Origin of the sequence: Pseudomonas sp. GM33, assembly GCF_000282295.1 — a bacterium.
GTDB classification, from domain to species: Bacteria; Pseudomonadota; Gammaproteobacteria; order Pseudomonadales; family Pseudomonadaceae; genus Aquipseudomonas; species Aquipseudomonas laurylsulfatiphila.
This window is the reverse complement of record NZ_AKJO01000022.1, coordinates 1-13,754: the sequence shown is the minus strand read 5'-3', so window position 1 is coordinate 13,754 and position 13,754 is coordinate 1. Positions and strand designations below refer to the sequence as shown.

At 62.9% G+C, this 13,754-nt stretch carries 11 protein-coding genes; 9 read left to right on the top strand and 2 right to left on the bottom strand.

Annotated features, from left to right (window positions below):
• Nucleotide 1 precedes the first annotated feature (1 nt).
• The 9 genes from PMI26_RS25300 (at nucleotide 2) to PMI26_RS25340 (ending at nucleotide 10,973) form a co-directional block, all read left to right on the top strand.
• Entirely contained in the window at nucleotides 2–3,100 is a 3,099-nt protein-coding gene (locus PMI26_RS25300) for an efflux RND transporter permease subunit (protein WP_007970967.1), read from the top strand.
• A gap of 182 nt (nucleotides 3,101–3,282) precedes the next feature.
• Nucleotides 3,283–3,924 carry a DUF1345 domain-containing protein gene (locus PMI26_RS25305; RefSeq protein ID WP_007970966.1) on the top strand — a complete coding sequence of 214 codons (642 nt, stop codon included), beginning with the start codon at nucleotides 3,283–3,285 and terminating at the stop codon, nucleotides 3,922–3,924.
• A 76-nt stretch (nucleotides 3,925–4,000) separates the two neighbouring features.
• The gene (locus tag PMI26_RS25310; protein WP_007970965.1) at nucleotides 4,001–4,855 is read left to right on the top strand and encodes an AraC family transcriptional regulator; all 855 of its coding nucleotides are present in this window, start codon (nucleotides 4,001–4,003) and stop codon (nucleotides 4,853–4,855) included.
• 38 nt (nucleotides 4,856–4,893) lie between these two features.
• A complete protein-coding gene (locus PMI26_RS25315) occupies nucleotides 4,894–5,499 on the top strand; it encodes a LysE family translocator (RefSeq protein WP_007970964.1) in 606 nt (201 codons plus the stop codon).
• A 140-nt stretch (nucleotides 5,500–5,639) separates the two neighbouring features.
• A complete protein-coding gene (locus tag PMI26_RS25320; RefSeq protein ID WP_007970963.1) occupies nucleotides 5,640–6,665 on the top strand; it encodes a LacI family DNA-binding transcriptional regulator in 1,026 nt (341 codons plus the stop codon).
• 145 nt (nucleotides 6,666–6,810) lie between these two features.
• A complete protein-coding gene (locus PMI26_RS25325; RefSeq protein ID WP_007970962.1) occupies nucleotides 6,811–7,593 on the top strand; it encodes a sugar phosphate isomerase/epimerase family protein in 783 nt (260 codons plus the stop codon).
• Nucleotides 7,586–8,572, top strand: coding sequence for a sugar kinase (locus PMI26_RS25330; protein ID WP_007970961.1), 987 nt, complete (start codon nucleotides 7,586–7,588; stop codon nucleotides 8,570–8,572). The genes PMI26_RS25325 and PMI26_RS25330 overlap by 8 nt, the downstream gene beginning before the upstream one ends.
• Before the next feature lie 103 nt (nucleotides 8,573–8,675).
• A complete protein-coding gene (locus PMI26_RS25335; RefSeq protein WP_007970960.1) occupies nucleotides 8,676–9,974 on the top strand; it encodes an MFS transporter in 1,299 nt (432 codons plus the stop codon).
• Nucleotides 9,975–9,995: 21 nt separating this feature from the next.
• Nucleotides 9,996–10,973, top strand: coding sequence for a 2-hydroxyacid dehydrogenase (locus PMI26_RS25340; protein WP_007970959.1), 978 nt, complete (start codon nucleotides 9,996–9,998; stop codon nucleotides 10,971–10,973).
• Nucleotides 10,974–11,092: 119 nt separating this feature from the next.
• Here PMI26_RS25340 and PMI26_RS25345 read toward each other — a convergent pair whose 3' ends face one another.
• Both PMI26_RS25345 and PMI26_RS25350 read right to left on the bottom strand, forming a co-directional pair.
• The gene (locus tag PMI26_RS25345) at nucleotides 11,093–12,280 is read right to left on the bottom strand and encodes a pyridoxal phosphate-dependent aminotransferase (RefSeq protein WP_007970956.1); all 1,188 of its coding nucleotides are present in this window, start codon (nucleotides 12,278–12,280) and stop codon (nucleotides 11,093–11,095) included.
• A 210-nt stretch (nucleotides 12,281–12,490) separates the two neighbouring features.
• Complete coding sequence (locus tag PMI26_RS25350; protein ID WP_007970955.1) at nucleotides 12,491–13,633, bottom strand: glycerate kinase; 1,143 nt, start codon at nucleotides 13,631–13,633, stop codon at nucleotides 12,491–12,493.
• Between the last annotated feature and the right edge of the window lie 121 nt (nucleotides 13,634–13,754).

The following is a 13,754-nucleotide window of genomic DNA, read 5'->3' as shown; positions in this document are numbered from 1 at the left end:
TATGCCGCAGTTCTTTATCGACCGTCCGGTGTTCGCCTGGGTGGTTGCCCTGTTCATCCTGCTGGCCGGTGCCCTGGCCATTCCGCAGTTGCCGGTGGCGCAGTACCCCGACGTCGCGCCGCCGCAGATCGAAATCTATGCCGTGTACCCGGGCGCTTCGGCGCAAACCGTGGACGAAAGCGTGGTCAGCCTGATCGAGGAAGAACTCAACGGCGCCGATCATCTGCTGTATTTCGAATCCCAGAGCAGCCTCGGCAGCGCGACCATCAAGGCGACTTTCCAGCCGGGCACCAACCCGGAACTGGCGCAGGTGGATGTGCAGAACCGCCTCAAGGCCGTGGAGTCACGCCTGCCGCAAGCGGTCATCCAGCAAGGTTTGCAGGTGGAGAAAGTCTCCTCCGGTTTCCTGCTGTTGATCACCCTGACGTCCAGCGACGGCAAGCTCGACGACGTGGCGCTCAGCGATTACCTGGCGCGCAATGTGATGAACGAGATCAAGCGCCTGGACGGCGTCGGCAAGGCGCAGCTGTACGGCGCCGAGCGGGCGATGCGGATCTGGATCGATCCGCAGAAACTGCTCGCCTTCAACCTCACGCCAGCGGACGTCAACGCCGCCATCGTCGCGCAAAACGCCCAGGTGTCGGCCGGCAGCATCGGCGATCTGCCGACCCGCACCACCCAGGAAATCACCGCGACCATTCTGGTCAAGGGGCAGTTGTCGACCCCCGAAGAGTTTGCCGACATCGTCCTCAAGGCCAACCCTGACGGTTCGACCGTGCGCATCAGCGATGTGGCGCGGGTCGAGATCGGCAGCCAGGAATACCAGTTTTCCACGCGCCTGAACGGCAAGCCGTCCACCGCCGTCGCCGTGCAGTTGTCGCCAGGCGCCAACGCCCTGAACACCGCGACCCTGGTGCGGGCGAAGATGGATGAACTCAAGCGCTACTTCCCGGCAAACGTCGAGTACTCGATCCCGTACGACACCTCCCCCTTCGTCAAGGTCTCGATCACCAAGGTGGTCTACACCCTGGGCGAAGCCATGCTGCTGGTGTTCGCGGTGATGTTCCTGTTCCTGCAGAACATCCGCTACACGCTGATTCCGACACTGGTGGTGCCGGTGGCGTTGATGGGCACCTTTGCGACCATGCTGGCGCTGGGGTTTTCGATCAACGTGCTGACCATGTTCGGCATGGTACTGGCCATCGGCATTCTGGTGGACGACGCCATCGTGGTGGTGGAGAACGTCGAGCGCATCATGGCCACCGAGGGCCTGTCGCCCAAGGAAGCCACGCGCAAGGCCATGCAGCAGATCACCGGGGCCATCATCGGTATCACCCTGGTGCTGGTCGCGGTGTTCATTCCGATGGCCTTCATGCAGGGTTCGGTCGGGGTGATTTACCAGCAATTCTCGCTGTCGATGGCCACCTCGATCCTGTTCTCGGCCTTCCTCGCCCTGACCCTGACCCCGGCCCTGTGCGCGACACTGCTCAAGCCGATTGCCAAAGGCGAGCACCACGAAAAGAGCGGATTCTTCGGCTGGTTCAACCGCCGCTTCGAGCAACTCACCGAGCGCTATCAAGGCTGGGTCGCCTACGCGTTGAAACGCACCGGGCGCTACCTGCTGATCTACGGCGTGCTGCTGATCGGTCTGGGCCTGGCCTTCAGTCGCCTGCCCTCCTCGTTCCTGCCGGTGGAAGACCAGGGTTACACCATCACCGACATCCAGTTGCCACCGGGCGCGAGCAAGAACCGCACGGTTCAGGTGGCCGAGCAGGTGGAAGCGCACAACGCCGGCGAGCCGGGCATTCGCGACAGCGTGGTGATTCTCGGGTTCAGCTTCTCCGGCAGCGGGCAGAATGCGGCGCTGGCGTTCAGCACGCTCAAAGACTGGTCCGAGCGCGGCAGCGACGATTCGGCCAGCTCGATTGCCGACCGGGCCAACGTTGCCCTCAGCCAGATCAAGGACGCCGTGACCTTTGCCGTGCTGCCGCCGCCCGTGGATGGCCTGGGTACGTCCAGCGGCTTCGAATTCCGCCTGCAGGATCGTGGTGGTCTCGGCCATGAGAAGCTGATGCAAGCGCGCACCGACTTGCTCGCGGCCGCCGAAAAAAGCCCGATCCTGATGAACGTGCGCGAAAGCGCCCTGGCCGAGGCGCCGCAGGTGCAACTGGTGGTCGACCGCAAGCAGGCCAACGCGCTGGGGGTGTCCTTTGCCGACGTCGGCAACGTGCTGTCCACGGCCGTGGGCTCGGCGTACATCAACGACTTCCCCAATCAGGGGCGGATGCAGCGCGTCGTGGTGCAGGCCGAGGGCGACCAGCGCAGCCAGGTGCAAGACCTGCTGAAGATCCACGTGCGCAACAGCCACGGAAAAATGGTGCCCTTGTCGGCCTTCGTGCAGGCCAAATGGACCCAGGGCCCGGCGCAGTTGACCCGCTACAACGGTTACCCGGCGATCAGCATTTCCGGTGAACCGACGCCGGGCCACAGCACAGGCGAAGCCATGGCCGAGATCGAGCGGTTGGTGGCGCAAGGCCCGGCGGGCCTGGGCCAGGAATGGACCGGGTTGTCGTTGCAGGAACGCTTGTCCGGCAGCCAGGCGCCGATCCTGCTCGGGCTGTCGCTGTTGATCGTGTTCCTGTGCCTGGCGGCGTTGTACGAGAGCTGGTCGATCCCGACCTCGGTGCTGCTGGTGGTGCCGCTGGGCGTGCTCGGCGCGGTGCTGGCCGTGACCTTGCGCGGCATGCCCAACGATGTGTTCTTCAAGGTCGGGCTGATCACCATCATCGGCCTGTCGGCGAAGAACGCGATCCTGATCATCGAGTTCGCCAAGAGCCTGTACGACGAAGGCCACGACCTGGTCGACGCCACCCTGCAAGCGGCACGCCTGCGGTTGCGGCCGATTGTCATGACTTCGCTGGCGTTCATCCTCGGCGTGGTGCCCCTGGCGATAGCCACAGGCGCCAGCTCGGCGAGCCAGCAGGCCATCGGCACCGGGGTGATCGGCGGGATGATCACGGCGACACTGGCCGTGGTGTTCGTGCCGGTGTTTTTTGTGGTGGTGATGAAGCTGGTGCGCAAGCGCCATAAACCACACTGATCAACACCACTGTCTCAATGTGGGAGCGGGCTTGCTCGCGAAGAGGCCGTCACATTCAACACCCGTGTTGATTGACAGTCCGCCTTCGCGAGCAAGCCCGCTCCCACAGGGGATCCCGGTGATTCCAAGATTGTGCTCACCTGGGCTAAGGTGATTGCATCGCCTCAACCCATCGAGCCTCCATGCCCTACCTCACTCACACCCACCCTCGCCTGTCCGCCGCCACGACGCTCGGTATCGCGGCGGGCATCCTGGTTCCGGCCGATTCGGTGATCAGCAAAATCCTCATCGGCTGGAATGCCGGAGTCTGGACTTACCTGATCCTGATGTCCTGGCTCACCGTGCGCTCGAAAGCGACCGACGTGAAACGCATCGCCGAAATCGAAGACGAAAACGCCGGGCTGGTGCTGTTGGTGGTGTGCATCGCCGCCCTGGCCAGCCTGGCGACCATCACCTTCGAACTGGCCGGCAGCAAAGACCTGGAAACCACGCGCAGACTCCTGCACTACGGCTTCACCGCGCTGACGGTGATCGGTTCCTGGCTGCTGATCGGGGTGATTTTCAGCGTGCACTACGCGCGCCTGTTTTACACTTGGGAAGGCAAAGAGCCGGCGCTGCGCTTTGCCGAGGGCCTGACGACGCCCAATTACTGGGACTTCCTGTACTTCTCGTTCACCGTCGGCGTAGCGGTGCAGACCTCGGATGTCGGCGTGGCGACCCGCGATTTGCGCAAGATCGTGCTGGCGCAGTCGTTGATCGGTTTTCTGTTCAACACCGCCATCCTTGGGTTCTCAATCAACATTGCGGCGGGTCTGTTCAACTGATGCCTGCACAAACGTTCTAGTCATCGCACTTCCAGCAGGCGTTAAATAGCTCGGTTATCCGTCCCGCAGGTGCAACATGAGCGCTCACAACTGGATCGACCTGTCCCAGGACGCCGACACCGGCATCGAGACCCTGCGCGCGCATTTCGAAGGTCACGCCTACGACCCGCACTGGCATGACAGTTATCTGGTGGGCGTCACCGAGCAAGGGGTGCAGCAATTCAACTGCCGACGGGCCAGGCACCAGAGCACGCCGGGCAAGGTGTTTTTGCTCGAGCCCGGTGACATCCATGACGGTGACGCACCGACCGCCGACGGTTTTACCTACCGCATGCTGTACCTCGATCCGCAGTGGTTGCAGCGCGAACTCGGCGCTGTGTTCGATCATGCCCCCGACAACAGCCAACTGAGTTTCGCCGCCACCCTGGCCTGCGATGCGCGCCTGGCCCAGGCCACCAGCCTGGCGTTTGAAACCCTGCATCGCGGTGAGCTGAAGATCGTCCGCCAGACCGCCCTCGACGTGTTGCTCGAGCGCCTGACCAGCCACTTGCATTGGCGCGCCCGCGATGGCCAGGACCCGCGCCTGCCGCGTGTGGCGCAGAAGGCCCGGGACTACTTGCATGCCAACGCGCAATACGACATCGGCCTCGATCAACTGGCAACCGTCACAGGCGTCGATCGCTTCCGCCTGACCCGTGCGTTCAAGGCCGCCTACGGCATGGCGCCCCACGCGTATTTGGTGCAATTGCGCCTGACAACCGCACGGCGAATGCTGGCCCGTGGCGAACAACCGGCGACGGTGGCCATGGAGCTGGGCTTTGCCGACCAGAGCCATCTGGGCCGCTGGTTCGTGCGCGCCTACGGCCTGACACCGGCGCTGTACCGCAAGCGCTGCTCAAATCTTCCAGACAAGCAACGCCGGGGATTGTGAAGATCGGTTTCACTGATCTTTATCGGAGTTCGCCCGCAATGCTCTCTTCTTTCCCGACGTTACTGCCCTTCTTGCTCTTTGCCTTTGTGGCGTCGATCACACCCGGACCGACCAACATTCTGGTGCTCAGCAACAGTGCCCGTTACGGCTTGGGCGCCGCCCTGCCGATTATCTTCGGCGCCTGCGCCAGTGCCGCGACGCTGGTGTTGCTGGTGGGCACGGGCGTTGGCTCTTCACTGACGGCCTGGCCTGCGGTGCAAAACGTCATGCAATGGGTCGGGGTAGCGTGGCTGAGTTATCTGGCCTGGCAGATTTTCTGCGCCCCGGCTGAAGCCATCAGCATGAAAGCCGAGGATCGACTGGGCTGGGTGGGCGCCGCCGGACTGCAATGGATCAACCCGAAAACCTGGATGATGGCGCTGGCGGTGGTCAGTGTCTTCACTGGTGCAGGCGAAGATCGGTTCGTCCACGTGATCAACCTGTCCTTGGTGTTTTTCCTGATTTCCTTGCCTTGCCTGGGTGTCTGGGCGCTGCTCGGTGCCGGGTCGAGTCGCTGGTTGCGGTCGCCCCGGGCCATGCAAACTTTCAATCGCTGCATGGGCCTGTTGCTGCTGGGTTCGGCGTGGCTGAGCGTATTAGTCTGAGCGCCACCCGTCGGTGTTTGTTCGACAATCGACAATCCGGGGCTTGACGGCGAATTGCCTTTTGGTGTCTTCTGAAACCGGTTTCAGCGCTATCTCACGAAGCGCTCGGCCTTATAAATCCAATAAGAAGGTTTCAGACCGTGAATGATTTCTCCGCCGCCCAGCGCAGCCGCGTGACCATGCTCGACGTGGCCGAACACGCCAAGGTCTCCAAGGCCAGCGTTTCGCGGTTCATCGGCGAAGACCGCGCCCTGCTCTCCGATGCCATCGCCCAACGCATCGAGCAGGCGATTGCGGAACTGGGCTATCGTCCGAACCAGATGGCCCGCGGCCTGAAACGCGGACGCACCCGCCTGATCGGCATGCTGGTGGCCGATATCCGCAACCCTTATTCAATCGCCGTGATGCACGGGGTGGAAACCGCCTGCCGTCAGCACGGCTATAGCCTGGTGGTGTGCAACACCGACCGCGACGACGAGCAAGAGCGCCAGCACCTGGCCCTGCTGCGCTCTTACAACATCGAAGGCCTGATCGTGAACACCCTCGGTCATCACCGTGACGAATTGCACGAACTGCACCGGGAAATGCCCCTGGTGCTGGTGGACCGCAAGGTCGAGCACCTTGAGAGCGACATGGTCGGGCTGGACAATCCGGCAGCCGTTGAAATGGCCCTCGCGCATCTTGAAGAACGCGGCTACCGCGACGTGTTGATGGTGACCGAACCGTTCGATGGCACCAGTTCGCGGATCGAACGGGTCGCCAGTTTCAAGGCGCAAATTGCCCTGCGCCCGGCTCTCCATGGCAGCCTCATCGAAACCGGCAGCGCACTGACCGCAAAACTTGCAACCTTCCTCGACACGCCCGGCCCCGGCCTGAAAGCGCTGTTTTGCGCGAACGGCATTGCGGCGCTGGCCTGCACCCATGCGTTGCGTGAACTCAAGTGCAACCTGTTCGAGGATGTGGGCTTGATCGCCCTCGATGATCTGGATTGGTATCCGTTGGTGGGTAGCGGGATAACCGCGCTGGCCCAGCCGACCACCGAGATTGGTGCCAGTGCGTTTGAGTGTTTGCTCAAGCGGCTGCGGGGGGATGACGGGACGGTACGGACGCTGGATTTTTCGGCGCGGTTGATAGTTAGAGGGTCGACCTTGGGGAACTCTCGGTGAATGTTATGGCCCCTTCGCGAGCAAGCCCGCTCCCACATTTGGAATGCATTCCCCTGTGGGAGCGGGCTTGCTCGCGAAGAGGCCATCAGAAACACCCACTATTTTTTTGAACAAAAATGAAACCGGTTTCAGAGGTAAAACAACAATGAACAAACCCGCCGTTTCCATCAGCCTCTCCAGCTACGGCGCCGACCTGGTGCGCCAGCGCGGCCAAGGCAGTTTTATCGAAGTACTGGCCGCCGCCGGCGCCACGCGCATCGAATGGCGCGAGGAATTGCTGACCGTTGAGGACCCCACTCAACTGGCCAATGCCACTCAGGCGGAAGGCTTGGAGAGCGTGTATTCGTCGCCAATGGAACTCTGGTTGGCCGGTCAGTCCAGGCCCAATCCAGAACTGATCGCCGCTCTGCAACGCGCCCAGGCGTTTGGCGCCAAATGGCTCAAAGTGTCGCTGGGCTATTTCACCGACAATTGCGACCTGCACGCCCTCGCCCGGCTGCTGGATGCCAGCCCCGTGCAGTTGCTGGTGGAAAACGACCAGACCCTGCACGGTGGCCGCATCGAACCCTTCCAGCGTTTTTTCACTGAAGTCGAGCAACACCACTTGCCGATCAAAATGACCTTCGATATCGGCAATTGGCACTGGCAGGACCAGTCCGCCGCCAGCGCCGCGCGCCTTCTCGGACGCCACGTCGGCTATGTGCACTGCAAAGCGGTTACACGTCGCGCCGACGACAAGCTGGTCGCCATCCCGCCGACCGCCAGCGACTTGCAACAGTGGGAACAGCTGCTGCGGCACATGGCCCAAGGTGTCATGCGGGCCGCGGAGTATCCGCTGCAAGGCGATGACCTGGTGCAACTGACCCGCGAACACGTGGCTGCCCTCGCCCGCCTCGGCCAGTCGCAACGGGAGAATGCTCATGTCTGAGATCGATATTCTGTCCTTCGGCGAGACCATGGCAATGTTCGTTGCCGAGCAGGCTGGCGACCTGGCCAGCGTTGGCGCTTTCCACAAACGCATCGCCGGGGCCGACAGCAATGTGGCGATCGGTTTGTCCCGGCTTGGCTTCAACGTGGCGTGGTTGAGCCGGGTCGGTGCCGATTCGTTGGGCCGCTTCGTGGTCGACACCCTGGAAAAAGAAGGCCTGGACTGCCGCCACGTCGACATCGACACCGCCCACCCGACCGGTTTACAACTCAAGTCCCGCACCGACGATGGCAGCGATCCGGTGGTCGAGTACTTCCGCCGTGGTTCGGCGGCCAGTCACCTGTCGCCGCACTCGATCGTACCCGAGTTGCTCAAGGCCCGACACCTGCACGCCACCGGCATTCCCCCGGCGCTGTCGGAGTCTGCGCGGCAGATGTCGTTCGAGTTGATGACCCGCATGCGCGAGGCCGGGCGTAGCGTGTCCTTCGACCCGAACCTGCGCCCGAGCCTGTGGGCCAGCGAGCGACAAATGATCACCGAGATCAACCGCCTCGCCGCCCTCGCCCATTGGGTGCTGCCGGGCTTGAGCGAAGGTCGCTTGCTGAGCGGTTTCGAAGACCCGGCCGACATCGCCGCTTTCTACCTCGACCAAGGCGCCGAAGCCGTGGCGATCAAGCTTGGCCCGCACGGTGCTTACTACCGCACCCATCTTGATCAAGGTTTCGTCGCTGGCGTGCCGGTGGCAACGGTGGTCGATACGGTGGGCGCCGGCGATGGTTTTGCCGTCGGCATGATCAGCGCGCTGCTGGAAAACCATAGCTTTGCCGAGGCCGTGAAACGTGCCAACTGGATTGGCAGCCGTGCGGTGCAGAGCCGGGGGGATATGGAGGGGTTGCCTACCCGATCCGAAATGCTCAGCGAATTCGAGGCCGCCATCGCGAGCAAGCTCGCTCCCACAGGGGATTTATGTCGAACGTAGATCCAATGTGGGAGCGAGCTTGCTCGCGATGAGGCCAGTACAGGCACTGAAGATCCAACCGTTACCTGCTGCGACAAAAACAACAAGCTCAGGAGCACCACTCATGAAAACCGCAACGCTCGCCACCCGCCGCTGGTGGTACATCATGCCCATCGTGTTCATCACCTACAGCCTGGCGTATCTGGATCGCGCCAACTATGGGTTCGCCGCCGCGTCCGGCATGGCGGCGGACTTGATGATCACACCAGGCCTGTCGTCGATGCTCGGCGCGCTGTTCTTCCTCGGCTACTTTTTCTTCCAGGTACCCGGCGCGATCTACGCGCAGAAACACAGCGTGAAGAAGCTGATTTTCGTCAGCCTGATTCTCTGGGGCAGCCTGGCGACCTTGACCGGGATTGTCTCCAATGCCTACTGGCTGATCGTCATTCGCTTCATGCTCGGCGTGGTCGAAGCGGCCGTGATGCCGGCGATGCTGATCTACCTGTGCCACTGGTTCACCCGCGCCGAACGCTCGCGGGCCAACACCTTCCTGATCCTCGGCAATCCGGTGACCATGCTCTGGATGTCAGTGGTCTCGGGCTACCTGGTGCAGCACTACAGCTGGCGCTGGATGTTCATCGTCGAGGGATTGCCGGCAGTATTGTGGGCATTCATCTGGTGGCGCCTGGCCGATGATCGTCCGTCACAGGCCAAGTGGCTCAACGATCAGGAAAAGCAGGATCTGGAAAGCGCCCTGGCCGCGGAACAGGTCGGCATCAAGGCCGTGAAGAACTACGCCGAAGCCTTCCGTTCTCCCAAAGTGATCATCCTGGCCCTGCAGTTCTTCTGCTGGAGCATTGGCGTGTACGGTTTCGTGTTGTGGCTGCCGTCGATCCTCAAGGCCGGCGCGCAGATGGACATGGTCCAGGCCGGCTGGCTGTCGGCGCTGCCGTACCTGGCGGCGGTGATCGGCATGCTGCTGGTGTCCTGGGGTTCGGACAAGCTGCAAAAACGTAAACGTTTCGTCTGGCCGCCACTGCTGATTGCCTCGATCGCCTTCTATGGCTCCTACGCCCTGGGTGCCGAACACTTCTGGTGGTCCTACACCCTGCTGGTGATTGCCGGCGCCTGCATGTACGCGCCGTATGGCCCCTTCTTCGCGATCATCCCGGAGATCCTCCCGGCCAATGTCGCGGGCGGCGCCATGGCGCTGATCAACAGCATGGGCGCCCTCGGTTCGTTTGGCGGTTCTTATCTGGTCGGTTACCTGAACAGCTCCACCGGCTCCCCGGGTGCGTCGTACCTGTTGATGAGCGGCGCGTTGATGTTCTCGGTGGTACTGACGATTTTCCTCAAGCCCGGCGCCAGCGACCGGGAGCGGCCCTCGGCCACGTTAACGCGCGCCGCCACGGCACATTCCTGAACTGAAATCGAGATCTCGAAGATGAAAAAGCAGGTCGTCCTCTACAAGAAACTCTCGCCGCTATTGATGGCTCGCCTGCACGAGCAGGTCGACGTGACGCTGATCGAAAACCTTGATGCCGAGGGCCTGGGCAAACTGCGCGATGCCCTGCCCCGCGCTCACGGTTTGCTCGGTGCCAGCCTGAAACTGGATGCCGAACTGCTCGACCTGGCGCCCGACCTTCAAGCCATTGCCAGCGTCTCGGTGGGCGTCGACAACTACGACATCGACTACCTCACCGAACGGCGAATCCTGCTGAGCAACACGCCGGATGTGCTCACCGAAACCACCGCCGACACGGGTTTTGCGCTGATCCTGGCGACAGCCCGGCGGGTGGTGGAACTGGCGAATCTGGTTCGCGCCGGCCAATGGAACCGCAACATCGGCCCTGCGCATTTCGGCAGCGACGTGCACGGCAAAACCCTGGGCATTATCGGCATGGGTCGTATTGGCGAGGCCCTCGCGCAGCGCGGACACTGCGGGTTTGGCATGCCCGTGATCTACCACAGCCAGTCACCGAAACCGGCCGTGGAACAGCGGTTCAATGCGCACTATCGAAGCCTGCCGGAACTGTTGCAACAGGCCGATTTCGTTTGCCTGACGTTACCGCTGACCGCTGCAACCCAAGGGCTGATCGGCGCAGAGCAGTTCGCCCAGATGCGTGCCGAGACCATCTTCATCAATATTTCGCGGGGCAAAGTGGTGAACGAAGCGGCGCTGATCGAAGCCTTGCGCACGGGCCGGATTCGCGCGGCGGGGCTGGATGTATTCGACCGTGAACCCTTGAATCAGGACTCGCCATTACTGCAGTTGAACAACGTGGTGGCGACACCCCACATCGGCTCGGCCACCCATGAAACACGGGAGGCCATGGCCAGGTGCGCGGTGGACAACCTGTTGGCGGCGCTGGCGGGTGAGCGGCCGGCCAATCTGGTGAACGCTCGAGCGTGGAAGGGCTGAGGTAGTCGGCGCCTGTCAGGCAGCCTTCGCGAGCAAGTCGAATCGTCGCACCGCCGCTCCCACATCAGGGTGGGAGCGGGCTTGCTCGCGAAGAGGCCGGCACAGGCAACACAAATCCTTCAGGCCCGCCGCACCTCCAGCAAATCCGTCGCACACAAAGCAATGCGCCGGCAGGCATCAGCCAGCTTCATCTGATCCACCACCAGGCCGATGCGGATATGCCCCGCCGCACTCGGCCCGAATGCTTCACCGGCCAGCACCGACACGCCATAACCTTCCAGCAGTCGCTCGGCGAAGCGCTGGGCCGACAACCCGGTCTGGCGCACATCGACCATCACGAACATTCCGCCGTCCGGGCGTATCGGCTTGAGCCCCGGGCATTGCCCCAGGCTTGCACACACCAGGTCGCGGCGCTGGCGATACTCCTCGCGCATCGAGGCGACTTCCGGCAGGTCCCGGTCCAGCGCCAACTGCGCAGCGTTCTGCACGAAATCCGGAATACCGAACAGCATGCTCAGCGACAAATTGACCAGGTGACCCGCCATGGGTTTGGGCCCGATCACCCAGCCCACCCGCCAACCGCTCATGGCGTGGGACTTGGACAGGCTGTTAATCGTGGCGGTGCGCTCGGCCATGCCCGGCAGACTCGCCGGACTGATGTGCTGGCCTTCGAACAGCAGATCACTGTAGACCTCATCGCTGATCAGCCACAAATCGTGACGAATGCACAGCGCCGCCAGCTCTTGCCAGATGGCCAGTGGCAAACTGGCGCCGGATGGATTGTTCGGACTGTTGAGCAGTATGGCGCGTGTCTTGGGCGTGATCCGCGCCGCGACATCCAGCGGGTCGACGCGAAACCCGTTCTGCGGGCGCACGGGCACCGGGACCACGGTGGCCGCACACGCGCCGATCACACCTTCATAGGTCACGTACATCGGCTCGGCGACAATCACCTCATCGCCCGGGTCGAGCAGGCACTGCGCCACCGAATACACCGCGCACTGCGCCCCCGGAAAGACGATCACATGTTCGCCATCCACCACCTGGCCGCTGCGTTGCCGATGCCGGCGGGCAATGCTGTCGCGCAGCCCACGACTGCCGCGCACTTCAGGATAGTGCGTATCACCGGCCAGCAGGCTGGCGATGGCGGCCTGGACAATGGGTTGCGGTGTATCGAAGTCGGGGTCGCCAATGGACAACAGCAGGACGTCGACGCCCTGTTCGCGCAAATGCAGCGCTCGATCGTGAATCTGCCAGGCCGCCGCTCCGTCACCGGCGATTCGTTGGGTCAAGGCTGAGTAGCGCATGTCGTTCTCCTGTCGCGCGGTTACTCCAAGCCACAACCCTATCTCAAATCACGAAACGCGCCAGCATGGCGTTCAACTCCCCCCTCAAAATTGCCATCGGCGCTTTTTGTGGCGAGGGAGCTTGCTCCCGCTCGGTTGCGCAGCAACCGCCATTGAATGGGGCCGCTGCGCAGCCCAACGGGAGCAAGCTCCCTCGCCACAGAAAAACCCTCAGTCGCAGCGGACGGCCATCCGCCAGACACGCGCGATGTCGGTTGCCCGCTCACGCAGCAAGCGCGGCGCTTCGGCGCAGGCCTGTTCCAGGGGCATCGGCCCGCTTGCCAGGGCAAACGCAGCGTCGATGCCGTGCTCATAAAGCGCCTGATACCCCTCGCCCAGCGTGCCGGCGATAACGATGACCGGCACGGCGTGCTGCCTGGCGACACGTGCCACACCGAATGGCGTCTTGCCGCGCAGGGTTTGCGCATCGAAACGCCCTTCGCCGGTGATCACCAGATCGGCACCTGCAACCGCCTCGGCCAGGCCCACCAGTTCGCCGACCACCTCGACCCCGGCCTTGAACTGCGCGCCCAGGAACGCCTTGGCGGCAAACCCCAGGCCACCCGCCGCGCCACTCCCCGGTTCGTCGCGAACGTCGTTGCTCAAAGCGGCCGCGCAATGGTCGGCAAAGTGCCCCAGTGCCTGGTCCAGTTGTTCGACCTGCACGGGCGAGGCGCCTTTTTGCGGGCCGAAAATCACCGAGGCGCCGTGGGGGCCGCACAGCGGGTTATTGACGTCGGCGGCGATATCGAAGCGCACCTGCGCCAGACGCGGATCGATGTCGCTCAGGTCCACGCGGGCCAATTGCGCAAGGGCGAGGCCGCCCGGTGACAGCGTCTGTCCCTGAGCGTCCAGCAACTTCACGCCCAAGGCCTGCACGGCACCGGCGCCGCCGTCGTTGGTCGCACTGCCGCCAATCGCCAGGATCACCCGTTGTGCACCGGCATCCAGTGCGGCACGGATCAATTGCCCGGTGCCGAAAGTACTGCTGATGCACGCGTCGCGCTGCGCCACCGGGACCAACTGCAAACCGCTGGCCTCGGCCATTTCGATGATTGCGGTGTGGCTCTGCGGCAACCAGCCCCAGGCGGCCTCCACCATGGCCCCCAGCGGCCCGCGTACCAGAGTGCGACGCAGTTCGCCTTCGCACGCGGCCAGTATCGACTCGACAGTCCCTTCCCCGCCGTCGGCCATCGGGCATTTGATCAGTTGGGCATCAGGCCAGACCTGCGCCAATCCCAAGGCAATGGCATCGGCTACGCTTTGAGCGCTGAGGCTGTCCTTGAACGAGTCGGGGGCGATCACGATTTTCATGGGAATTCTCCAGTTCCAATGCCCACATGCTGCCAGCCGCCATGAACAATAACGCCGGTCCGCTGCACAAGCGGCAAAGAGGATTATTGTTCATTTCCACAAAACCCGAGGCAGACGTTTC

Coding starts and splice junctions, on each gene's coding strand:
- PMI26_RS25350 (WP_007970955.1), bottom strand. CDS start 13,633: ATGAAAATCGTGATCGCCCCCGACTCGTTCAAGGACAGCCTCAGCGCT.
- PMI26_RS25330 (WP_007970961.1), top strand. CDS start 7,586: ATGTCTGAGATCGATATTCTGTCCTTCGGCGAGACCATGGCAATGTTC.
- PMI26_RS25345 (WP_007970956.1), bottom strand. CDS start 12,280: ATGCGCTACTCAGCCTTGACCCAACGAATCGCCGGTGACGGAGCGGCG.
- PMI26_RS25315 (WP_007970964.1), top strand. CDS start 4,894: ATGCTCTCTTCTTTCCCGACGTTACTGCCCTTCTTGCTCTTTGCCTTT.
- PMI26_RS25310 (WP_007970965.1), top strand. CDS start 4,001: ATGAGCGCTCACAACTGGATCGACCTGTCCCAGGACGCCGACACCGGC.
- PMI26_RS25300 (WP_007970967.1), top strand. CDS start 2: ATGCCGCAGTTCTTTATCGACCGTCCGGTGTTCGCCTGGGTGGTTGCC.
- PMI26_RS25340 (WP_007970959.1), top strand. CDS start 9,996: ATGAAAAAGCAGGTCGTCCTCTACAAGAAACTCTCGCCGCTATTGATG.
- PMI26_RS25305 (WP_007970966.1), top strand. CDS start 3,283: ATGCCCTACCTCACTCACACCCACCCTCGCCTGTCCGCCGCCACGACG.
- PMI26_RS25325 (WP_007970962.1), top strand. CDS start 6,811: ATGAACAAACCCGCCGTTTCCATCAGCCTCTCCAGCTACGGCGCCGAC.
- PMI26_RS25335 (WP_007970960.1), top strand. CDS start 8,676: ATGAAAACCGCAACGCTCGCCACCCGCCGCTGGTGGTACATCATGCCC.